Origin of the sequence: Flammeovirga kamogawensis (assembly GCF_018736065.1) — a bacterium.
Classification (GTDB): domain Bacteria; phylum Bacteroidota; class Bacteroidia; order Cytophagales; family Flammeovirgaceae; genus Flammeovirga; species Flammeovirga kamogawensis.
The window spans coordinates 4,574,661-4,597,189 of sequence record NZ_CP076128.1; the positions used below are offsets into that span (position 1 = coordinate 4,574,661).

At 31.4% G+C, this 22,529-nt stretch carries 17 protein-coding genes; 15 read left to right on the forward strand and 2 right to left on the reverse strand.

Annotated elements, in window-relative coordinates; all coding sequences use genetic code 11:
- Positions 1-158: 158 nt before the first annotated feature.
- From KM029_RS18590 to KM029_RS18620, 7 genes are all read left to right on the forward strand, one after another.
- Complete coding sequence (locus KM029_RS18590) at positions 159-773, forward strand: thioredoxin family protein (RefSeq protein WP_144074684.1); 615 nt, start codon at positions 159-161, stop codon at positions 771-773.
- Between the two features lie 110 nt (positions 774-883).
- Positions 884-1,471 carry a hypothetical protein gene (locus tag KM029_RS18595; protein ID WP_144074685.1) on the forward strand — a complete coding sequence of 196 codons (588 nt, stop codon included), beginning with the start codon at positions 884-886 and terminating at the stop codon, positions 1,469-1,471.
- Positions 1,472-1,616: 145 nt separating this feature from the next.
- Entirely contained in the window at positions 1,617-3,182 is a 1,566-nt protein-coding gene (gene bshC / locus KM029_RS18600; RefSeq protein ID WP_144074686.1) for a bacillithiol biosynthesis cysteine-adding enzyme BshC, read from the forward strand.
- 150 nt (positions 3,183-3,332) lie between these two features.
- A complete protein-coding gene (locus tag KM029_RS18605) occupies positions 3,333-4,694 on the forward strand; it encodes a dipeptidase (protein WP_144074687.1) in 1,362 nt (453 codons plus the stop codon).
- Between the two features lie 632 nt (positions 4,695-5,326).
- A complete protein-coding gene (gene sufB, locus KM029_RS18610) occupies positions 5,327-6,793 on the forward strand; it encodes a Fe-S cluster assembly protein SufB (protein ID WP_144074688.1) in 1,467 nt (488 codons plus the stop codon).
- 202 nt (positions 6,794-6,995) lie between these two features.
- Positions 6,996-8,450, forward strand: coding sequence for an ATP-binding protein (locus KM029_RS18615; protein WP_144074689.1), 1,455 nt, complete (start codon positions 6,996-6,998; stop codon positions 8,448-8,450).
- The gene (locus KM029_RS18620) at positions 8,450-8,848 is read left to right on the forward strand and encodes a response regulator (RefSeq protein WP_144074690.1); all 399 of its coding nucleotides are present in this window, start codon (positions 8,450-8,452) and stop codon (positions 8,846-8,848) included. Before KM029_RS18615 ends, KM029_RS18620 begins: the two co-directional genes overlap by 1 nt.
- On the opposite strand, the gene KM029_RS18625 is transcribed toward KM029_RS18620, so the two are convergent.
- Both KM029_RS18625 and rpoN read right to left on the reverse strand, forming a co-directional pair.
- Positions 8,840-9,490 carry a hypothetical protein gene (locus KM029_RS18625; RefSeq protein WP_144074691.1) on the reverse strand — a complete coding sequence of 217 codons (651 nt, stop codon included), beginning with the start codon at positions 9,488-9,490 and terminating at the stop codon, positions 8,840-8,842. The two genes, KM029_RS18620 and KM029_RS18625, sit on opposite strands and share 9 nt — an antisense overlap.
- A 7-nt stretch (positions 9,491-9,497) precedes the next feature.
- On the reverse strand, positions 9,498-10,976 hold the full coding sequence (gene rpoN / locus KM029_RS18630; RefSeq protein WP_144074692.1) for an RNA polymerase factor sigma-54: 1,479 nt from the start codon (positions 10,974-10,976) through the stop codon (positions 9,498-9,500).
- Between the two features lie 289 nt (positions 10,977-11,265).
- Between rpoN and KM029_RS18635 the strand changes: the two genes are divergently transcribed.
- The 8 genes from KM029_RS18635 to KM029_RS18670 all read left to right on the forward strand — a co-directional run bounded on the left by KM029_RS18635 (position 11,266) and on the right by KM029_RS18670 (position 22,490).
- Positions 11,266-11,670, forward strand: coding sequence for a rhodanese-like domain-containing protein (locus KM029_RS18635; protein WP_144074693.1), 405 nt, complete (start codon positions 11,266-11,268; stop codon positions 11,668-11,670).
- Positions 11,671-11,770: 100 nt separating this feature from the next.
- Complete coding sequence (gene yaaA / locus KM029_RS18640) at positions 11,771-12,529, forward strand: peroxide stress protein YaaA (RefSeq protein ID WP_144074694.1); 759 nt, start codon at positions 11,771-11,773, stop codon at positions 12,527-12,529.
- A 58-nt stretch (positions 12,530-12,587) separates the two neighbouring features.
- Positions 12,588-13,643, forward strand: a complete 1,056-nt coding sequence (locus KM029_RS18645) for a hypothetical protein (RefSeq protein ID WP_144074695.1) — start codon at positions 12,588-12,590, stop codon at positions 13,641-13,643.
- Between the two features lie 4 nt (positions 13,644-13,647).
- The gene (locus KM029_RS18650) at positions 13,648-15,165 is read left to right on the forward strand and encodes an NAD(P)-binding protein (protein WP_144074696.1); all 1,518 of its coding nucleotides are present in this window, start codon (positions 13,648-13,650) and stop codon (positions 15,163-15,165) included.
- A 7-nt stretch (positions 15,166-15,172) separates the two neighbouring features.
- Positions 15,173-16,027, forward strand: coding sequence for a DUF350 domain-containing protein (locus KM029_RS18655; protein ID WP_144074697.1), 855 nt, complete (start codon positions 15,173-15,175; stop codon positions 16,025-16,027).
- Between the two features lie 143 nt (positions 16,028-16,170).
- Entirely contained in the window at positions 16,171-18,264 is a 2,094-nt protein-coding gene (locus tag KM029_RS18660; protein WP_158631107.1) for an outer membrane beta-barrel family protein, read from the forward strand.
- A gap of 103 nt (positions 18,265-18,367) precedes the next feature.
- Positions 18,368-19,939 carry a hypothetical protein gene (locus KM029_RS18665; protein ID WP_144074699.1) on the forward strand — a complete coding sequence of 524 codons (1,572 nt, stop codon included), beginning with the start codon at positions 18,368-18,370 and terminating at the stop codon, positions 19,937-19,939.
- A 217-nt stretch (positions 19,940-20,156) separates the two neighbouring features.
- Entirely contained in the window at positions 20,157-22,490 is a 2,334-nt protein-coding gene (locus KM029_RS18670; RefSeq protein ID WP_144074700.1) for a TonB-dependent receptor, read from the forward strand.
- The last annotated feature ends 39 nt before the right edge of the window (positions 22,491-22,529 follow it).

Here is a 22,529-nt window from a genome sequence, read left to right on the forward strand (position 1 = left end):
AGTTTAATGATGTTGATATTAAAATTCTTTGTAGTAGATTAAATGATAGATAATGTCGAACATGAATTTCAGTAAAAGGCATTATAAAATCTTTTAAGAAAGTACAGATTTTGTTCTTTCATAATTTAAAGAACCTATTCATTATTTATTTATAACTCATGGCAGAAAACCAAAAAGTAGCTCAAGAATATATCGATAATGCTTTTATCTATGAAACATATAGAGAAGCCTTAGATGGATTGTTAGCTGAAGACCCTACTATTGTTAATTATACAGATTCTCAATTGGTAGATTATACAAGGTTGAATGTAACAAGAATGCAGCGTATTGATAAAACAAACCGTCTGCTAGATGACTTGAGGACTGCTGGAAGAGCATTGAATAAAAGTGTGTATTGGTTAGTGATAACAGAAGGTTGGTGTGGCGATGCTGCACAAAGTACTCCTATTATTGCTGCTGCTGCACAAGTGTCACCAAAAATAGATTTACGCTTCATTTTAAGAGATAATAATGTAGATCTAATGGAAGAATTTCTAACAAACGGATCGAGATCGATTCCTAAACTTGTTGTAATAGATCAGAAAACAAATGAGGTTTTAGCAACTTGGGGGCCAAGACCAAATGAGCTTACTGACTTAATTCCTGAAATTAAAAAGGAAGTAGGAGATGATAAGCAACAGTTTTCGATGAAAATACAACGTTGGTACAACAAAAATAAAGGAAAAGCTATTATGAAAGATCTTCAGAAAATTCTAGAAGATATTACTGAATAATGTTTTTAAAGAAACCATATTTAAAGAGATTACAATGCATTGTAGTCTCTTTTTTTTCATGTAAAATTAAAGTTATATTCGATTTTAATTTGTGTAATTTTTGATTTACTATGTCTTCACATCATATTGTTAGGGACGACCAAGAGCCTGCAGTTTTAGTTTTACATATTGATGAATCCAATATAGAATTCATTCAATCTTTATTAGAATGGAGCCCTATAGTTATTGCAGTAGAAGAAACCTTAGAAAAGTTACTATCTATGGATATAAAAGTAGATTGGGTAATCGTAAGTGAATCTTATTTCGAGAAAGCGAAAGTACTAATGCAAAACCAAATACCTTATAAGCTTAAAACGTTAATTAATGAGGAATTAAATGATGCATTTGAATGGTTGCATGAGGCAGGGCATAAAGCTGTAAATGTAATTTTAAAAGAATTTACACATTCTCAGGAGGTTTTCTTTTTAGAACAAGAATTTCTAAAAAATGTAGTTACTTTCTTTGAAAGCAAAAGAGGGGTAATTGCTAAACAAGAAAAATATGAAAAATGGTTAAGACAAGGTGTTAAGTTGTCTTTTGTTGCAAATAGCACAAAAAATTTACATCATGTAAACGCAAATACTTGGGAAGTTAAGGAAGATGGAATGGTAACAATTATTGCTAAACCACCGTACTTTGTTTTTGAAAATTTAGGCTAGAAGATAGAGCAATTATAGATATAATGTTAATTAATCATCATAATGATTATATGAATGTTGTTGAAACAAATATATTTATCAAATCTTTCTTTTTATTTAAAAAACATCGCTTAAATTCGTAAATCAATACATCGAATATATCAGAATGAATACATATAAAATACCTTTTGAGACAGCGGGTTTATACGGCAAAATGTTCCTAGACTACCTTAATGGAAATGATGCATTAAAATCGTTATATCAATTTGAACCTAATTTATCATCTTTTGACAAAATAATTGACTTACGTAAATCTTTTCCTAAGCAGAAAAGAACTTTACTGGTAGATAGCTTAAAGAAACAATATAGTGAAATAGAAGATGCTCCAATTGCACAAATTGAACTGTTAGAAAAAGAAAACACATTCACTGTTGTAACAGGGCATCAACTAAATATTTTTACAGGGCCATTATTTTTTATTTATAAAATAGCTGCTACAATACACTTAACACAACAATTAAAAGAAAAATATCCTGATTGTAATTTCATTCCGGTGTATTGGATGGCAACTGAAGATCATGATTTTGAGGAGATTGCTTCTTTTAAATTAAGTGGTAAAAAATACACATGGGAACACCCTGAAGCAACAGGCCCTGTCGGTAGATTATCATTGGAAGGAATTGATAAAATTCTAGATCAAATAAAAGATATGCCACAGTTTTTTGTTGATGCTTATACTGATAATAAGACATTAACAGAAGCAACAAGAAGCTATGTCAATCATTTATTCTCAAGATATGGCTTAGTTTGTTTTGATGCTGATCATGTAGAACTAAAGTCATCATTTAAAGAAATTCTAATAAAAGAATTATTTGATAATACTGCAGTGGAAAAGGTAGAAAAAGCAAATACAATTATTGAATCTGCGGGATATAAAACACAAATACATGCTAGAGCAATTAATTTGTTTTACATGGAAGATAAAGTAAGGCTTAGGTTAGAAAAAACATCTAAAGGCTTTAAAACTGTTGATGGTGATTATAGTTGGACAGATAGTGAGATGAGGGATATTGTGGAAAATAATCCTGAAAGACTAAGTCCAAATGTAGTTTTAAGACCTGTTTTACAAGAGTTCCTTTTACCTAATCTAGCATATTTAGGCGGACCAGCAGAGGTTATTTATTGGCTACAATTAAAAGGTGTTTTTGATGCTTACAATGTCTTTTATCCTATGGTTTTACCAAGAGGTTTTTCTTTGCTACTTGATGCTAAATATAGTGTAAAATGGAGAAAAATGGGATGGCCTTTAGAGGAATTACTACAACCTGTTGCAACTATTGAAAATAAATTATTAGACGAAAGAGAAGAACTAGAAACAAGCCTAGAAGCAGAAATTAAACAATTTGATTCACTTTACGCATCTATTTTAGAAAAAGGAAAAGCTATTACGCCAAATTTAGAAAAGCATGTTCTTGCTGAAAAATTAAGAGGAGAAAAAAGGTTAAAGCATACAGCAGATAAGTTGAGAAAAGAGGGGAAAAGGAAAATCAAAGAAGATATTGAAAGAGTTGTCTGTATTAGAGAGTGTTTGTTGCCTTCTAATGTACCTCAAGAAAGAGTAGAGAATTTATTGTCTTTTTGGTCTAAATCTAAAGGCGATTTACTATTAGATACATTTGTTAAAGAGCTTGATCCGCTAGCGTTTAAATTAAATATTATAGTTGAAGATTAGGCTTTAGTACTTTTAGTTAAACAAATGAATTTAAATTTAGGTTAAAAGTATATTGAAGTTTGTTTTCTACAATTTAAGCGTGATTTACTTTAGTGTAAAGCCATAAAAATATGTTAGCTTTACAGCAAGAATATTAATAATTACATACATATGACACCATATATTGACCAAAACAAGGATAGATTCCTATCTGAGTTATTTGACTTATTAAAAATCCCATCTGTTAGTACAGATGTTGAATATCAGCCTGATATCAAAAAAGCTGCTGCTTTTATTGCTCATCAATTAAACGAAATTGGGGCCGATAAGGTAGAAATTTGTCAAACAGCGGGTAACCCTGTTGTATATGGTGAAAAAATAATTGATCCAAAATTGCCTACGGTAATGGTTTATGGCCATTACGATGTGCAACCTGCAGACCCTATAGAATTATGGGATAGCCCCCCTTTTGAACCTACTATTAAAAATGGAAATATCTATGCAAGAGGTGCTTCTGATGATAAAGGTCAGATGTATATGCATATTAAAGCATTTGAGTCAATGATGAAGAATAACACATTAACTTGTAATGTGAAGTTCATGATTGAAGGTGAAGAAGAAATTGGTTCAGTAAATTTAGGTGACTTTATTAAAGAAAGAAAAGCAGATTTATCTGCTGATGTGATTTTAATTTCTGATACAGGGATGATCTCTTTAGATACACCATCTATTACAGTTGGTTTGAGAGGATTATCTTATATGGAAGTAGAATTGACCGGTCCAAATAGAGATTTACACTCAGGTATGTATGGTGGTGCAGTTCAGAATCCTTTAAATGCATTAACAGAAGTAATTGCATCTTTAAAAGATAAAGACGGTCACATTACAATTCCTGGTTTTTATGATAAAGTAGAGATTATCTCCGATGCGGATAGAGCAAAAATGGCAAAAGCACCATTTGATCTAGAAGCATATAAAGCCGCACTTGATTTAGAAAAAGAATTTGGAGAGAAAGGATACTCAACAAATGAGCGTACAAGTATTCGTCCTACTTTAGATGTAAACGGCTTATGGGGTGGATATACTGGCGAAGGAGCAAAAACAGTAATTCCATCTAAAGCATATGCTAAAATCTCTATGAGGTTAGTACCACATCAAACATGGGAAGAAATTTCTGAGTTATTTACAAAGCATATTGAATCTATCGTTCCAGATGGTATACGAGTAAAAGTAACAACTCATCATGGAGGAATGCCGGTAGTAATACCAACTAATTCTGTAGAATTTGAAGCAGCTAATGCCGCTTATGCAGAAGCTTTTGGCAAAGAACCAATTCCAGTAAGAAGTGGAGGGTCTATTCCTATTGTTGCTTTATTTAAAGAGGAGCTTGGTTTAGATTCTGTAATGATGGGCTTTGGGTTAGATTCTGATGCTATACATTCACCTAATGAGAAATTTGGTATTGCCAACTTCTTAAAAGGTATAGAAACAATAGAATTGTTTTATAAGCACTACGCATTACTGAAAAAGTAATTTTAGTATTATATACACAAAGAAAAAGCCTAATTCTCTTATTGAGATTGGGCTTTTTTTCTTTCTTATAATCTTAGTTATCCTATTACTTCCACATAAATAGAATAACAAGTTAAAAGAAGTAATAAAATGAACGGATTTTGAGTTTTGTTTAATTTATAGGGTTATCCCCCCGTGAGACAACCCTCATTTAAATTGAAAAAATTGTTAAATAAGGTATACAGTCATGAATTTCGATACCGCAGTAATGTATACAAGAGGCGATTGTATACAAAAGCAACTTTAACATTTGTAAATATAATTATTCTAGTGTGAAACGTACAGTTATTAACTATTTTTTTTAATTATCAAACTATAATTATCTTTTTCAAAGAAAATTAGAACTTTTTATGTCCAAAATCATACTTTCTAAAAATAATCGTTTAATTTTGCTATTTAGAACTATACTAAATAAAATGAAGGGTATTAACTTACTCTTTTAGAGAGGTGTAGTAGGTTTAAAGTATCTTTGTGCTTTTAAAAAGAAAGAAGTAAAACCTTTATTAATTTTACTTTGTTTAGATAAAAGACAGAAAGCTAGTTTAATCTATTTTAAGAAGACTTTAAAATAACGTAGTAAACGTTTTGATATAATGAGTGCAGATCAGGATAATAAAATATTAGAGGACTTTACGTCCAAAGAGTATGAGCACGGTTGGACTGTTGATATTGAAGCAGATCAAGCTCCAAAAGGTCTAAACGAGGAAATTGTAAGATTTATCTCAGCTAAGAAAGAAGAGCCACAATGGTTATTGGATTGGCGTCTTGAGGCTTTCAAAGAATGGCAAAAAATGGAATGTCCTGAGTGGGCAAATGTTGTCTTTGAACAAGTAGATTACCAAGATATAATATATTATTCTGCTCCTAAACAAAAGATTTCATTAGATTCTTTAGAAGAAGTAGACCCTGAGTTATTAGCTACTTTTGAGAAATTAGGTATTTCTTTAGACGAGCAAAAGCGTTTAACAGGCGTAAAAGATTCAAACATTGCTGTTGATGCTGTATTTGATTCAGTTTCTGTAGCAACTACTTTTAAAGATACTCTTGCTGAAAAAGGTATTATTTTCTGTTCTTTCTCAGAAGCAGTAAAAGATCACCCAGAATTAGTGAGACAATACTTAGGATCAGTTGTTCCTGTAAAAGATAACTTTTTCTCTGCATTAAACTCAGCAGTATTCTCTGACGGATCTTTCTGTTATATTCCAAAAGGTGTTCGTTGCCCAATGGAATTATCTACTTACTTCCGTATTAATGCAGAAGGTACAGGTCAGTTCGAAAGAACTCTTATCGTAGCTGACGAAGATTCTTATGTATCTTACTTAGAAGGTTGTACTGCTCCTCAACGTGATGAAAATCAATTACACGCAGCTGTAGTTGAGATTTTTGTACATAAAGAAGCAGAAGTTAAATATTCAACTGTTCAAAACTGGTATCCTGGTGATGAGAATGGTAAAGGTGGAGTATTCAACTTTGTAACAAAGAGAGGTATTTGTGATGGTGATAATTCGAAATTATCATGGACTCAAGTTGAAACAGGATCTGCTGTAACTTGGAAATATCCATCTTGTATCTTAAAAGGAGATAACTCTGTTGGTGAATTTTATTCTGTAGCTGTTACAAATCAAATGCAACAAGCTGATACAGGTACAAAAATGATCCATATTGGTAAAAACACTAAATCAAGAATAGTTTCTAAAGGTGTTTCTGCTGGTAAATCTCAAAACTCATATAGAGGGTTAGTTAAAGTAAACAAGAGAGCAGAAAATTCTCGTAATTTCTCTCAATGTGATTCTTTATTAATGGGCGACAAGTGTGGAGCACATACATTCCCTTATATAGAAGTTGACAACAATACTGCAAAAGTAGAGCACGAAGCAACAACATCTAAAATTGGTGAAGATCAGATTTTCTATTGTAACCAACGTGGTATCGATACAGAGCAAGCCGTAGCATTAATTGTAAACGGTTACTGTAAAGAAGTTCTTAACAAGTTACCAATGGAATTTGCTGTAGAAGCTCAAAAACTTCTCGCTTTATCATTAGAAGGTTCTGTAGGTTAATCACTACAAAGAATATAAATATTAAGGTATCAAAGAGTTTAACTTTTTTGATACCTTTTTTTATGAAAAATAAAATATGATCTGTTTTAGATTATTTTCTATGAAAATTAGGTTAAAATAGATATTTCTTGAATAACTGTTAATAATAATTATTATCTTATATTGATCTTTATCAAATTAGAAAATGACTATTTAATTACCTATGGATTATACGAAAGAATGGTACATATCAGTATTAAATTCTATCAATGACTTAATTTTAGTAAAAGGAGATAAATCTAAACTGTTATGGGCAAACAAAGCTTTTCGAGACCTTTATAATATGAGTAACGAAGAGCTAATTAATATAGTTGATTCAGAATCGAGTGATCCTGATGATACAGTTCAGTATGTAAAAGATGACCACTATGTATTTACTAATGGAGTAACTTTAGATATTCCTTCAGAAGCAGTGAGTAATAATAATGGAGAAATCAGTTACTATCACACAATAAAAAACCCAATCAAAAATACTAAAGGAAATGTAATTAGAACTGTTGGTGTATCGAGGTTAATAAATGATGACGATTTACTTGAAAAATCAAAGAGAAAAAGACTTGAACAAAAAACAGATATACAAGATCTAAAAACTTTTGTACAGAGTATTCCAAGCCCTGTGATTATGTTAGATCTATCTAACCGAATTATTGCAAGTAGTGATGCTTGGGTTGATTATTTTGAACAGACAAAAGAGGATATAATCTGGGCAGATTTTTTCGAAAGGTATACTAATAAACTTCCTTTTAAAGATAAAGTAGAAGAATGTGTTACAACATCTAAAAAAGTAACCTTGGACTCTGTATCCATAGATTTAAAAAATCAAGTATCTCACTTTCAAGTAATATTTAATCCTTGGATTATGAGTTCTGGAGATGTTGGAGGTGTAATGTTAATGCTAAATGATATAACTTCTCAGGTTGAAAAGGAAAAAACTCTCCAAAAATACAACGAAGAGTTAAAGCAATTTGCATATATAACAACGCACGATATAAAAAGTCCAATTACAAATATTGAAAGTTTTTTGAGCTTGTTAAAAATGGATGATAAAATTCAAGACCAAAGGTCATTACAAGCAATACATTGGATTCAAAAATCTATCGAGCAAGCAAATGAAAAGATTACTGACCTTGTTCAGGTTATTCAGCAAAGGGAGCAAGCAATAGAAAATGAGGTTATAAATCTAAACTTATTTATTTCTACTGTTGTTGATAAATACAGAGATGCTATTTATGAAATTGAAGGAGAAGTAAAATTGGAGTTAACAGGTGATATATTTTTATCAACTTCAAGAAAGCAGCTTCAAACAATATTAGATAATCTTTTAACAAATGCTATACGTTATAAGGACCGAAATAGAATGTTGATCATTAAAATCAATATTCAAAATACAGCTGTAGACCATTGTTTAATTAGTGTAGAAGATAATGGTATTGGGATTGACCTTTCTAAACATAGAGAACGCATTTTTGATATGTTTAAAAGAGCGAATGATAGTACTGAAGGTAGTGGATTAGGGTTGTATTTATCTCAGCAAGCTGCAGAGCAATTAAATGCTACAATTGAAGTAGAAAGTGAGATTAGAAAAGGCACTAAGTTTATAATTAAATTACCCAAATAATGACGAATTATAATATTTTATTAGTTGATGATGATGAGGCTTCTAATATATATTCAGAGATAATAATCAAACAAACAGGACTTGTTAATAAATTTGCCATTTGTAAAAATGGTGAAAACGCACTAGAATACCTTTTGAAGATTGAAGGCTACTTAAATGATTCGTCAGTATTTACACCTGATTTAATTTTTTTAGATATAAATATGCCTATTATGAATGGTATGGAACTCTTGTTTGAAATAGATAAACATGCTATTCCTGTTAATGTGGTAATGTTAACAACATCAATATTAGAAGAAGATGTTCAAAAAGCGCTAAAGTACCCATTTGTAAAAGGTTTTATGAACAAGCCAATAAAGCAAGAAGGTCTAAACGATGTGATAAATAATTTACATTAAGTTTTCAATAAACATCATTCCTCCTAAGATAGCTCCAAAATACCCACTTATAAAACCTAAAATAGCTCCAACATATACTTGATATTGCGTGTGTGCTTTTAGATATAATCTAGCAGTCATTGATAATCCAAGAAGTACTAAACTGAAACCGAATGCATCAAAAAGAATAATATTAGCATTTGTTTCTTCGGTAATAAAATAGAGGAGAATACCTGTTAAACCAGCCATTCCTATGGCGTGTAAGCTTATTTTATCTATAAAATTAGCAATATTGGCTATAATCAAAGTAATGGTAACTGCTGTAAACGCGATATTCATTGCAGTGCTAACGTTTATCTTAACATAGAGTATATAGCATATCAAACCAAAAGCAACCACCATAACAGATAATGCAAAAGAGCGTTCGTCTCTTGTGTGCAGGTGTGGAGATTCTACAATGCCAAAACGTTGCATTAGCAGTAGGAAACTAATAGGCATTAACGTAGAAATTGTTCCAATTAAGCTAAATAAAGACCACCTTGCTTGAGTATCAAGCCAAGGAGCTTCATTTACCCCAAAAAGAAATAACCCCGCGATTAGGCAGGGTATAAAAATGGGGTGTAAAAAAACAGATATTATATTAAATACTTTTTTAGTTTCCATAATACTATTAGAGTTCTTTTCTCATTCTTGCAACAGGAATGTTCATTTGTTCTCTATATTTCGCTACAGTTCTTCGTGCAATATTATAACCTTTAACACGAAGGAGCTTTTCTAATTTATCATCAGAAAGTGGTTTGCGTTTATCTTCTTTTTCTATCATATTTCGCAGAACAGATTTAACTTGCTTGCTACTTACATCTTCTCCGCTTTCTGTAGAAATACTTTCAGAAAAGAAATATTTAAGAGGATAAATACCAAAATCAGTTTCTACCACTTTACTACTTGCTACCCTTGATACCGTTGAAATATCCATCTGAATGATTTCAGCAATATCTTTCAAGATCATTGGCTTTAATTGTCCTTCATCTCCACTTAAGAAAAAAGGCATTTGATAATCAATGATTGCTTGCATAGTACGTAAGAGAGTGTCCTGACGTTGTTTAATAGCATCAATAAACCATTTCGCTGCATCAAGCTTTTGCTTAACAAAACGAACTTCCTCACGCATTTTCTTTGTTTTCTTTGGTGTCTTGTCGTATGCATCAAGCATGTCACCATATTGGCGACTTACTCTTAAATCTGGTGCATTCTTACCATTTAATGATATGTTCAGTCTACCGTTTACTTCTCTAACAATAAAGTCTGGAGTAAGGAACTGGGCAGACGCAACCATAGTGTTGGCTCCACCAGGTTTAGGATTTAGATGAGTAATCATGTCGATAGCATCCTTCATTTGCTCATCGTCAATTCCTAAACGTTTTTGTATTTTAGTGTAGTGTTTCTTCTTAAACTCTTCAAAACACAGCACAATCATTTTTATCGCTATTTTTACAATAGGATCATTTGTGTCTTTTTTCTTTAATTGGATTTCTAAACATTCTTGTAAAGAACGAGCACCAATTCCAGGAGGGTCAAATTGTTGAATACGGCCAAGGATTTTTTCAACATGAGCAAGGTCCGTTTCAATATTTTGTAAGAAAGCAAGGTCGTTTACAATAGCTTCTAAAGGACGGCGTATATAACCATCACTTTCAATACTACCAATTAACTGCTCTCCAATATTTTGTTCTACTTCATTTAACTTCAAGAAACTTAATTGCATAAGCAATACATCACCTAAAGTTTCATGCATAGGTATAGGTAGGTCTTTATCGTCAGCAACATCACCGTCACCATACATTTTATAACCAGCTACATCATCTCTGTCTACATAGTCAGAAAGATTTACCTCGTCAATAGGGTCAATGTCGGGGATATCATCAAATTCTTCCGCAGTATCTACTTCGTCAGAGCTTGAATCTTCATTACCAAATTCATTCTCTTTCTCATCAGACTCTTTTCCTTCTTCTAAGATAGGGTTTTCTTGTAGTTCTTCTTGAATACGTTTATCCAGCTCTATCGTAGGCACCTGCAACAATTTAATAAATTGAATTTGTTGCGGGGATAATGTTTGTGTCTGCTTGAGCTTCTGTGCCTGTTTTAACATGGTCCTTGAAGTTCGTAATTAAAAAATGACTTACTGAATTATAAATTATATAAAACAGTAAAAGATAATTAAAGGCAATACAAAAGGTAAAAATCTTTATGTATTTTTTCAACCGTAGTATTTGAATAATTTCAGAACAATTCTATAACTTGTTCTTCCATTAATACAAGTACATTACAATTGGTTGATTAACTATTGTACACGAAAAATAACTTATTTAGTTGTGAAAATAAAATTAAAATCGTGCCATTGTAATTATGTTGTTCAATTTCAGTTAATTATAATTTTAATGAATTTAAATACACGATTTTTAGGCTTATTTACAGCCCTTTTGTTCGCCATTTTACAGAGTTGTTCACCTACTTCTTCTAATGATCCTCAAGTAACCATAACAGAATTTGAAGAAATAAGAGCAGCTCAGCCTGAAGCAATTATTATAGATGTAAGAACTCCTGCAGAATATAATTCTGGAACTATAGAAGGTGCTAATAATATAAATGTACTTGATGATAGCTTTGTTCCTAAAGTAAGTACACTGGATAAAAACCAAACAGTAATGGTTTTTTGTAAATCTGGAGGGAGAAGTGCAAAAGCAAAAGCTCAGTTACAAGAATTAGGATTTACAAATGTAGTAGACCTTGAAGGTGGAATTAAGGGGTGGAAAGCAGCAGATAAGAAAGTAGTAAAGCCTTAATCAGTATTATTTATACAACTATAAATAGTATCAATTGGTATTCATTGAAGGTATCTTCTAAATTGCATCATAAAATTAGATACAAAGAAAAAATACATATATGAAATTTGTTATTTCACCTGCAAAGAGTTTAGATTATGAAACATCATTTTCTACAACACTTTCAAGTACTCCTCGCTTTCTAGACCAGTCTGAAAAGTTAGTAAACTCACTTAAAAAACTATCTGCAGCACAGATTGGTGATTTAATGTCAATTTCTCCAAAATTGGCTGATTTAAATAAAGAAAGGTTTGACGTTTGGGCAAAAGACTTTAATAAGGATGCTGCTAGACAAGCACTTTATGCATTTAAAGGAGATGTTTATATAGGTTTAGATGCTTACTCGTTAACACCAGACCAACAGGAATTTACACAAGAACATTTGCGTATTTTATCAGGTTTGTATGGTGTTTTAAAACCAATGGATTTAATGCAGCCTTATCGTTTAGAGATGGGTACAAAATGGGGGATAGAAGGAAATGCGAATTTGTATTCTTTTTGGAAAGAAACCGTTACTGCATCTTTAAATGCTGAATTAGAAGACAATGAAGTTTTAATAAATTTAGCTTCTAATGAATATTTTAAAACAGTGGATAAGAAAGCATTAAAAGCAAGAATAATTACTCCTGTATTTAAAGATTTTAAAAATGATAAATATAAGGTGATTAGTTTTTTTGCTAAAAAAGCAAGGGGTATGATGGTTAGATATATTATAGATCATAAACTTTCTCACCCAGAAGATATCAAAGGTTTTAATACAGAAGGTTATTCTTTTAATGCAGAACTGTCTAACGGAGATGAATGGGTTTTTACTAGATAAGAAAATGATGTAATTTTGAAGTATTCAATTCAAACTATCATTTTTAAACACATATAGAATGTGGCTTTTTAATAAGAAACTAGATCTAACTTTTTTATTCTTACCAATTGGGTTAACATGGTTAATCTGTTTCTTATTTGATGCTCAATTTCAAGGAACTATTCCTATATGGATATGGGGGATTTTTGTCTTGGGTATTGATGTAACACATGTTTGGAGTACTATTTTTAGAACTTACCTTGATAAAGAGGAAAGAAAAAGATATAAAAAGCAACTTTGGGTTCTTCCCTTAGTTGCTTTTCTTGTTGTAGATGTTTTAAGTACTTATTCTGAACAACTATTTTGGCGAATAATAGCCTATTTTGCATTATTCCACTTTATACGCCAACAGTTTGGGTTTCTAATGCTTTATAAATCAAAAATGAAGTTTCCTGAATTAAGATGGATTTCTGATAAAACTTTTATTTATATAGCTACACTTTACCCCGTTTTAGTATGGCATATTTTAGGAGATAGAGCATTTAGTTGGTTTGTTAAAGGAGATTTCTTGATTTATCCATTGGTTCCAGAGGTTATAGTTACTATTGGTAATTACATCTATTTTGCTTTAGTATTAATGTGGGTTATCGATCATGTTTTATTGGCAAATAAGAATACAAAACTCTTCCCTTTTGGTAAAGTACTTTGGGGGTTGTCTACTGTTGGAACATGGTGGTTAGGAATTGTTTATTTTAACTCAGATTTCTCTTTTACTTTAACTAATGTTGTTGCACACGGCATCCCCTATATGGCTTTGGTTTTTTATTATGTAGAAGAAAAAAAGAACATTCAGAAGCATCAACAATCGTCAAAAATTATAGCTATTAGTGTTATTTGGATGTTTTTAATCTGTTTATTTTTAGGTTTAGGAGAGGAATTTTTGTGGGATATTTTTATAAACTATGAGAAGCAGGAAGTATTTGGAAATTGGCAAATTTATATTGATTCAGCTTATTTAAGAGGACTTTTGATAGCATTTCTATCTTTACCACAGGTAACACATTACTTATTAGATGGAGTAATTTGGAAAGGGAATACAAACCCTATGATTAAAAAAATATTTACACCAAGATAAACCAATGAAACGAAGAAACTTTATCAAACTGTCTTCAACGGCAATGTTTTCTTATTTGTATGGTTGTAAAAGTTCAAGCTCTCCTAAATTGCCTTTTGAGGTGACTTTCCGTTCAGATCAAAAAGTAGGTCATACCGTAATGGAAAGCATTTTATATCCCAAAGTTAAACAACCAGATGTTGATTATATAATTGTAGGTGGAGGAGTTGCAGGTTTAACATCAGCTTACAAATTAAAAGAACAAGATTATTTATTATTTGAATTATCCGATCGATTTGGAGGAAGTTCATCTGCAGAGAATTACAAAAACACGAGGTTTGCTCAAGGTGCTCATTATGATATGAGTTACCCAAGTAAATTTGGAATCGATGCGTTAAATCTATTATTAGAGCTTGACATAATTCAAAAGGAAGGTGATATATATGAATTTGTCGATAAAGAATATCTTATCAATAAAGAGGATTTATCGTGGTGTTCTTATAAAGGAAACTACTATGATGATGTGTTTTTTGATTTAGAATCGGAGGAGAAATTTTATACATTAATAGAACAATTCTTTGATAAAATTACTTTACCCACTTCTTTAATTTCAGATGAGGTAATGTATTTAGATAAGATTACTTTTGCTGATTGGTTATCAACTCAAGATGTAACTTTATCAAACGAGTTTCTTCTTGGAGTAGATTATCATTTAAAAGATGATTTCGGGGCTGATGCAAAAGAGGTTTCTGCATTAGCTGGAATCTCTTATTATGCTGTCAGACCAAACGAATATAAATGGGCGAGTACTTTTTCACCTCCACAAGGGAATGCATATTTTATTGATAAGCTATTAGAAAAATTACCTGCACATAAATGTAAATTGAAGCATATAGTACGTAGAATCACACATTTAAATGATGGGACTTTTAATGTGGAAATTATTGATGTAGAAAAACATCAGCTAAAGTTAATCCACACTGAAAATATTATTTATGCAGGGCAAAAGCATGCTTTAAAGTATATCTGTAAACCATTATTTCAACCATTTAAAGAACAAAAAACAGCTCCATGGTTAGTGGTTAATATTTTCTTAAAAAAGAATACTTCTATTCCACTTGGAGCATGGCAAAATGAAGTCTTAAGTAACGATTGGAAGTTTTTAGGGTTTGTAGATTCATCCACACAAAAAACAGAAGACTATAGAGTACTTACAGCATATTATTGTTTTCCAGATTCCGATAGAGAAAAACTCTTAACCATTGAAAATCAACAAAATGATTTTGTAAATTATACCATTGAAAATATTGCTACTTTTCTTAAAGTAGATACTGATATTTTGAAAGAAGGTATTGAAAAGGTTTTCATGCACGCATTGGGTCATGGAATGCCAATACCAACAGTAAATTATTTAAAGCAAGATAAGAACAAGAAAAGGCCATATAAAAATTTGGTTTTTGCAGGAGTAGACAACGGTAGATTACCTTTTTTAATCGAGGCAATTGACTCTGGAATATCAGCAATAAATACACTTAAATCTTAAAACAACTATGAAAGAATTAATTCATTTTGACTTAGAACTATGGGGAGTAAATTTAATTTATGTAATCCTGTTTAGTTTAGTACTCGTTTTTGCAAGAGTTTTTAAAGGCTTGGTAGTGAAAGATGATGTAAATAAAGAACTTACGGAAAAAGATAATGTTGCATATGGAGTATCTATGGCTGGCTATTTTTTAGGTGTTGCAATAGTGTATATAGGAGCAATGATTGGTCCATCAAATGGTTTAATAAATGATGTAATTGCTGTTTTGAGTTACTCTGTCGGAGGAATTGTTGCCATGTTAATTTCAAGAGTTATCAACGATAAGTTAATCTTTAACCATATTGTAAATGTAAAAGAGATTGTTGATAACAGAAATGTAGCTATAGGTTTAGTACAAACAGCATCTTATATAGCTTCTGGCTTAATGATAGCAAGTGCAATTTCTGGCGAAGGAGGAGGGCCTTTAAATGCTTTAGTCTTTTATTTAGTAGGACAAGCCTTTTTAGTACTCTATACAAAAGGATATATTAATGCATCTACCTATAATATACAGGAGGAATTGACAGCAGGGAATTTAGCAATAGCATTTAGTGTAACGGGTAAAATGTTGGCAATTGGTTTAATTGTTATGACAGCCATTGGTCAGGAATTTATGGGTTGGAAACAAACGTTTTTAGCCATGTTTGTTGATGGAGGAATAATGATTGTTTTATTATTTTTATCAAGTTATTTATTTGATAAAGTAATAATACCAAAATCAGCTTTAAGACACGAACTTGTAGAAGATAAAAATGTAGGAGTTGGTGTTTTAGATTGTTGTGCCAATGTGATGTTTGCTTGTTTAATGGTTTTCTTACTCTGATTTATGTTTGATTGTTAACTTGTTAAAAACAGCTCAAAATCCATAAAGTATATTAATATTTTATGGATTTATTCTTAATAGGGGTAAATGGCGTAATCTATTTATTGAATACTCTCGTAGTTTTATATCAAACAATTAAAATAATGCTGCGATATTTACTATATTTTTCAATTTTAATTATAATCACTACTTCAGCTTTTGCTCAAGATGAAATTGATAGCAAAAAACAATCGACAACTAGTAATGATCGTTACATAATTGGAGATAATATTAAGATAGTAGATGGTAATGCACTTGATGCGTTAAAACTTATTCCTGCTGTAGATGTATCTGCAGAGGGTGTAGTAAGCTATAGAAATGATCAATCTGTTCAAATATTCCTGAACAATAGACCGGCAAGTCAATCTGGAGAATATGGACCAATTTTAGAGCAGATCTTGGTTGGAGATATAGAGTATATTGATATTATATCTAACCCTTCAGCTAGATATGATGCAGAAGGAACATCTGGAATTATAAACATTGCTGTTAAATCAAATACGATTAAGAATTCTTCTGCAAATGTTATGATTGGTTCTGCTGGTCAGGACCGTTACGATGCAGGTATTGGTTTTCAACAGCAAGATGGTAAATTTTCATTCAATACATCATATAATTTTAAGCAAGAATCTAGAGGAGCAACAATGGATGCTAACCTTAAGAATTTTGGAGAAAATGAACCACTTAAAAATACAAACCAAACATTTGAGGGATACAATGAATTTCAGAAGCATAATTTTCAATTAGGAGGAGAGTATGCTTTTAATGAACATAATAACTTGAGTGTTTCTACAAATTTTGTAAAAGTAGATTGGACAAGAGGTGGAGATTTATCTACGGTGACTACTATTGATGATGGAATTCCTGATTCAGAATTTCAACATAATTCTATGGATGGAGCTAAATTTAAAGGTGAAGCTAGAGTAGATTATATACATACAACAGATAGAGAAGGAGAAGAATTAGCATTTAGCACAGCTTATGCAGCAGGGAATGTAGATATCGATAAAACATTAGGACTTTACGAACTAAATAATAAATCTGCAACGTTTAATAACTTTTCTTTTCAAACCGATTATTCTAGGAATTTAAATAATGGATTAAGACTAGAAACAGGAGTTAAGACAACGGTAAGAAGTAAAAGTGATGGACTGTATGTAGAAAATTGGGATGAGAGTTCAGGTGGTTTTCTTCCTACAGATAGTAGAAATAACGTATTTAATTATAATGAATATGTTGCTGCTGGGTATGTTATGGTTTCTGGCAAAAAAAACAACTTTACTTATCAGTTGGGAGTTAGAGCTGAACAAACCATGATCAGATCTTATTTGAATGAAAGTCCTAATGATATTTACGAAAACGACTATTTTAAAATTTACCCAAGTATAAATTTAAAGCAAGATTTATCAGACATTGATAATATATTTTTCTCTTACAGTAAAAAGGTGCAACGCCCAGGTATGAGAATGATTAATCCCTTTGTAGATTATTCTAATCCTAGTTATATAAGACAAGGAAACCCAGATTTAGACGCTTCTTTTATGGATGCTTTTGAATTAGGGTACAGTTTAGAAAAAGAGAAATTTAATTTTAAAGGATCTGTTTATTATAAGTTAAATCAAGACCCCGCAATGTGGTATACACATGAAGGAGAAGATGGTGTAATGGTAAATAGTGTAGAGAACATGAATAAATCATCTAGTGCAGGTCTTGAATTAATTGCAGATGTTGAAGTGACTAAATGGTGGAATGTAAATACGAATGTAAATATTTTCTATGCAATGATTGATGGTAGAAATATTGATCCTAATGTTTATCAAACAAGTTACAATTGGACAACTACTGTAAGTTCGAATATGAAATTATGGAAAGGAGCTCAATTTTTGATTTCTGGTACTTACCTATCTCCTCAAAAAAATCCACAAGGTGATGTTTATAAACGATATTTTGTAAATACCTCTATTTCTCAATCAATTTGGCAGGGAAAAGGAAGTCTCGTTTTATCACTTGACGATGCCCTAGATACACAGCAGTATGTAATGAGTAGAAGTCAGCCAACTTTCTCTGAGTATAAAACATATGATTGGGACTCTCGCATTTTGCGTATCACTTTTCGATATAGATTAGGTTCAAACTCAAATAAAGGAAAAAGTAAGGGGAATCCACAAGGAGCAGGTAGTGCAGTAGATGTGTTTTAGCGAGTGTACAATGTTAAAGAATGTAATTTGTTAAACATTAAACTAATTAAGTTCGTTAAATAAATTATTATTGAAGACTATTTTATATGTAAATACTACTGCTATGAAGTTTCTCATTAGACTATTATTTTGTTTATCTATAATCAGTTTGTTTTCTTGTTCTAATGATGAATTAGATGGTACTCCTTCTAATTTACCATCAAATGTGAAATCTTATAAATTATATTCTTTTGAATTATTTAAAGAATCTGGTAGAATTTCTCTAGAAGAAGATACAGATGGAATAGTAAGATTTAGAGTTAATTTAGACCAACCAGTAGCAACTACTTCTGCAGTTAATATTTATGAGGGCTCCTTTAATGGTGTCAATAGAATTATGATTACTCTAAATCCAATTCAAGCAGGGGAAACTGAAAGTATTACTGTGGTAACACAAACGGATAATGGAACAAGAGTTTCTTATGAGGATTTACTTAACATAGATGGGCATTTAAAAATTCTCAATAATCTAAATAATAACCACTTTGATATAAATACATTTACGGATTTGGGTGTAAATGCTTTTGCTCAGGGAGATGAGAAAATGTATCCATTATATAATAATGAAGAGGTGATTGGTGTAATGGGAATGTTACCCAGAGAATTTGAAGGTAAACCAATGTTGATAGGCGTTCATTTATTAGAAGCAGATGATGCTTACGATTATTTACCTGCCATTTATGAAGGAACAAAAGCAACTGGAAATTTTGAGAATAAATTGGTTGATTTAGCACCCATTTTGAAGTTTGCTAGTAAAAGTAGTTATACAAATTGTTATGATTATTTGACTACTGAAGCTATTGTAAATGGTTTTGGTGCAGTACTTCTAAAAAAACGAGATGTAATTGGGAAAGGAGATGTTGGCGGAAATGAATTAACAGGAGGTTATAATAATTATAAATTTGAAAATGTAAAGGATTTGGATATTACTGGAGATGTAACTCTTGAAGAACGTTTGAATGGCAAAACATTGGCTTCATATAACCTTTCTAGTGCATCAACAACTCCTCAATCTTATGCAGTAAATTTAAACAGTAATAATTATATACAGCAAGATTCAATTATTGTAAATTTAGGTATTATGCCTGAGGAAAGTTCAGAAACTCAATATGCTGACATAAGAACATCAAAGTCTGGTAGAGAATTATCTTATACAGAATTAATAGAAAATGATTATCATATTCGAATTAATGAAAGTACAGATCCTACTTATAATGGACCAAATTATTTTGCAAATGCAGATATTGGTACAGCTGCAAATTCTGGTCTGGTATCAGTGACTGTTTTAGAAAAAAATGAAGAAGAAAACTTTAATATTTTTGTAAAAGTAGATCTGTTTGAGCGCGTTAATGGTCATACAAAGGCATTGATTAAATTGACAGAACATTTTGATCAAGATTATGAACTATACCTCTATGAAGGAGAAGATTTCTTAGATTCTTCCGCTGAAAAGGTTATTGATTTTAATACGTTAGATGCAGCCAATGAAGTTGATGGCTATGCAAGAGATATACAAAAAGATGTAAATGGATTACCTATTACCTATGAGCAAATTATGAGTACATCAAAGCATTATAGACTAATACGAAAATCAGATAATAAACTAGTTGCTTTCGCAATTATGCAAAGAAAGTAATAACTACATTTTTAGTATAAAGACCTATCATTTAAAATATTAAGTGATAGGTTTTTTTGTTTTAACATTAAATAAAATGTGTTTTCAGTGACGATACTCATTGTTATGAGGATAGTTTCATTTATTGACATATATTAAAAAGCTCTTAATTTGTAATCAGTCTAAATAAAATTACATTTGCTGTTGTGTTTATTTTTATACTGTTACAAATACTTTAATGAAGAGTTATAGCTTTTTATTTTTAATTACTTTTTTATTGATTCTAACAAATGCTTCGGCACAAAATGTTGGAGATATTATTGGTAATGTTGTCGGAGACGATGGGAATACGATTATTGGTGCAAATGTTATTATTCAAGGTGGTAACTATGGAGATGCTACTGATGAAAATGGTAATTATATTATCCATAACGTTGCTCCAGGGAAGAAAAAAATAGTAATTACTTCAGTAGGTTTTGCTACACAAACAGTAGAAGTAGAAGTTGTAGCAGGAGAGAAAACAACAAAGAATTTCAAGCTTAAAAGTGCCTACTCAGAATTAAATGAGGTTGTAGTATCTGGAGATTTGTATAGTGATGAATACTTAACAAACGCAACTACAATTGGAACAAAAGTGCCAATTCATCCTAAAGAATTACCGTTTGCACTAGATGTTTTATCAAAATATATGCTCGATCAAATTGAGCCTGTAAGAATAACAGATGCCGTACAATATGTAAGTGGAGTAAACCAAGAAACTGGTTTTGGCGGTAGAACTGATATTTATATTATTAGAGGTTTCAGATCAGAAAGAGAATCAATCTTTAAAAATGGTTTTAGAAATCCAATGCGTATATACCGTGAGAGTTCTAATATTCAGCAAATAGAAATAGTAAAAGGTCCAGCTTCTTCATTATATGGTGTTTCTGACCCTGGTGGAACAATTAATATTGTTACAAAAGCTCCAAAATCATATAAACATGGGGAAGTAAGTTTTACAACTAATAGTTTTGGTATGGTCCGCCCATCTTTTGATATTGGTGGCCCGCTAGATGAGGAAGGTAAAATGAAGTTTCGTTTAAATGGTGCAATTGAATCTGGAGGAACGTACAGAGATTTTGTAAATACAGAACGTTACTTTTTAGCACCAGTTTTAACGTATGATATCTCGCCAAGAACAAAAATTACTGTACAAGGTGAGTATTTAAACCATTCTCAACCTACAGATAGAGGTGTCCCTTTATATGACCCTAATACAGATACAAAATATAGTTTTGCTCCAAATAAAAGTTTTGGAGATCCTTATAATGAAACAAAAAACACTAATAACTTAACGCAATACGAGGTTGCTCATCAAATTAATGATAAATGGACCTTCAGAAATGCGGGTAATATGTTATTTACTAATGGGGCTAGAAATGCAGTAGAAGTGAGTGGATTTGTTGCACCAGATTCAGTAAAAAGATATTATCAAGACCAAAGACATTCTGAGCAATATTTAGCAATGCAAAATGAATTTTTAGGGTCATTTAATTGGGGCTCAACTAAACATAAAGCGGTTTTAGGAGTAGAAATAGCGCAGACAACTACAGATATGTTTATCCAACAAGACAAAAGTTATGATACGGTATCTGTGTATAATACGGAGTACAATCAATTACCTCCAAACGAGTTGGACATGGTAACAACAAACGATTATCTCTATACAATCAATAACTATGGTTTTTATGTGCAAGATTTTATTGAGCTTACAAATTGGTTAAATGTGATAGGCGGAATTCGTTACGATATCTATCAACAAGAATATAACAACAGGAAAAACGGAGAGATAACAAATAGTACATATATGGGGGTTTCTCCAAGAGTTGGAGTAATAGGAAAATTAAACAAGAGTATTTCAGTATTTACAAACTGGTCAACTGGGTTTAATCCGCAGTGGGGTAATCCAGCAGATAAAAATGGAAATGTATTTGATCCAATTACCAATTCATCATTTGATTTTGGAGCCAAGCTTTACTTCTTAAACGATAAATTTAATATTACAGCTACTTACTTTGATTTAACTAGAAATGGTATGCTTGTTCAAGACCCTACAGATCAAGATTTCCAAGTGCAAACTGGTGTGGCTAAAAGTAATGGAGTAGAATTTGATTTACAAGGAGAGCCTTTACCAGGTTGGACATTTATGACTTCTTATTCTTATACAAATGCTAGAATTACAGAAGACACAAACCCTGATATGATTGGACAACCGTTATTAAATGTAGCACCACATATGTATAAATTATGGATGAACTACGAAATACAAAGAGGTGGTCTTAAAGGTTTTGGAGCGGGAGTTGGTTATAATTATGTGTCTGAAAGAGCAGCTGCAAATGTACCTAACTCAGAGATGTTACCCGAATATAATTTGATTGAAGGTAATTTATTTTATAGAGCAGATCGTTGGTCAACAACATTAACAGTTAAGAACTTAACAAATACAGAATATTATGTAGGTTCGCAAAACTACAATAGAGTAATGCCTGGAGCACCTAGACATTTTGTTTTAAGCTTTAAGTATTTATTCTAAAAAGAGGTTTTATTTTTCAGAAACTGAATCCTATAGAGA

Coding starts and splice junctions, on each gene's coding strand:
- KM029_RS18645 (WP_144074695.1), top strand. CDS start 12,588: ATGTGGCTTTTTAATAAGAAACTAGATCTAACTTTTTTATTCTTACCA.
- rpoN (WP_144074692.1), bottom strand. CDS start 10,976: ATGTTAAAACAGGCACAGAAGCTCAAGCAGACACAAACATTATCCCCG.
- KM029_RS18660 (WP_158631107.1), top strand. CDS start 16,171: ATGCTGCGATATTTACTATATTTTTCAATTTTAATTATAATCACTACT.
- KM029_RS18590 (WP_144074684.1), top strand. CDS start 159: ATGGCAGAAAACCAAAAAGTAGCTCAAGAATATATCGATAATGCTTTT.
- bshC (WP_144074686.1), top strand. CDS start 1,617: ATGAATACATATAAAATACCTTTTGAGACAGCGGGTTTATACGGCAAA.
- KM029_RS18655 (WP_144074697.1), top strand. CDS start 15,173: ATGAAAGAATTAATTCATTTTGACTTAGAACTATGGGGAGTAAATTTA.
- KM029_RS18635 (WP_144074693.1), top strand. CDS start 11,266: ATGAATTTAAATACACGATTTTTAGGCTTATTTACAGCCCTTTTGTTC.
- yaaA (WP_144074694.1), top strand. CDS start 11,771: ATGAAATTTGTTATTTCACCTGCAAAGAGTTTAGATTATGAAACATCA.
- KM029_RS18665 (WP_144074699.1), top strand. CDS start 18,368: ATGAAGTTTCTCATTAGACTATTATTTTGTTTATCTATAATCAGTTTG.
- KM029_RS18605 (WP_144074687.1), top strand. CDS start 3,333: ATGACACCATATATTGACCAAAACAAGGATAGATTCCTATCTGAGTTA.
- KM029_RS18615 (WP_144074689.1), top strand. CDS start 6,996: ATGGATTATACGAAAGAATGGTACATATCAGTATTAAATTCTATCAAT.
- KM029_RS18595 (WP_144074685.1), top strand. CDS start 884: ATGTCTTCACATCATATTGTTAGGGACGACCAAGAGCCTGCAGTTTTA.
- KM029_RS18625 (WP_144074691.1), bottom strand. CDS start 9,490: ATGGAAACTAAAAAAGTATTTAATATAATATCTGTTTTTTTACACCCC.
- KM029_RS18650 (WP_144074696.1), top strand. CDS start 13,648: ATGAAACGAAGAAACTTTATCAAACTGTCTTCAACGGCAATGTTTTCT.
- KM029_RS18670 (WP_144074700.1), top strand. CDS start 20,157: ATGAAGAGTTATAGCTTTTTATTTTTAATTACTTTTTTATTGATTCTA.
- KM029_RS18620 (WP_144074690.1), top strand. CDS start 8,450: ATGACGAATTATAATATTTTATTAGTTGATGATGATGAGGCTTCTAAT.
- sufB (WP_144074688.1), top strand. CDS start 5,327: ATGAGTGCAGATCAGGATAATAAAATATTAGAGGACTTTACGTCCAAA.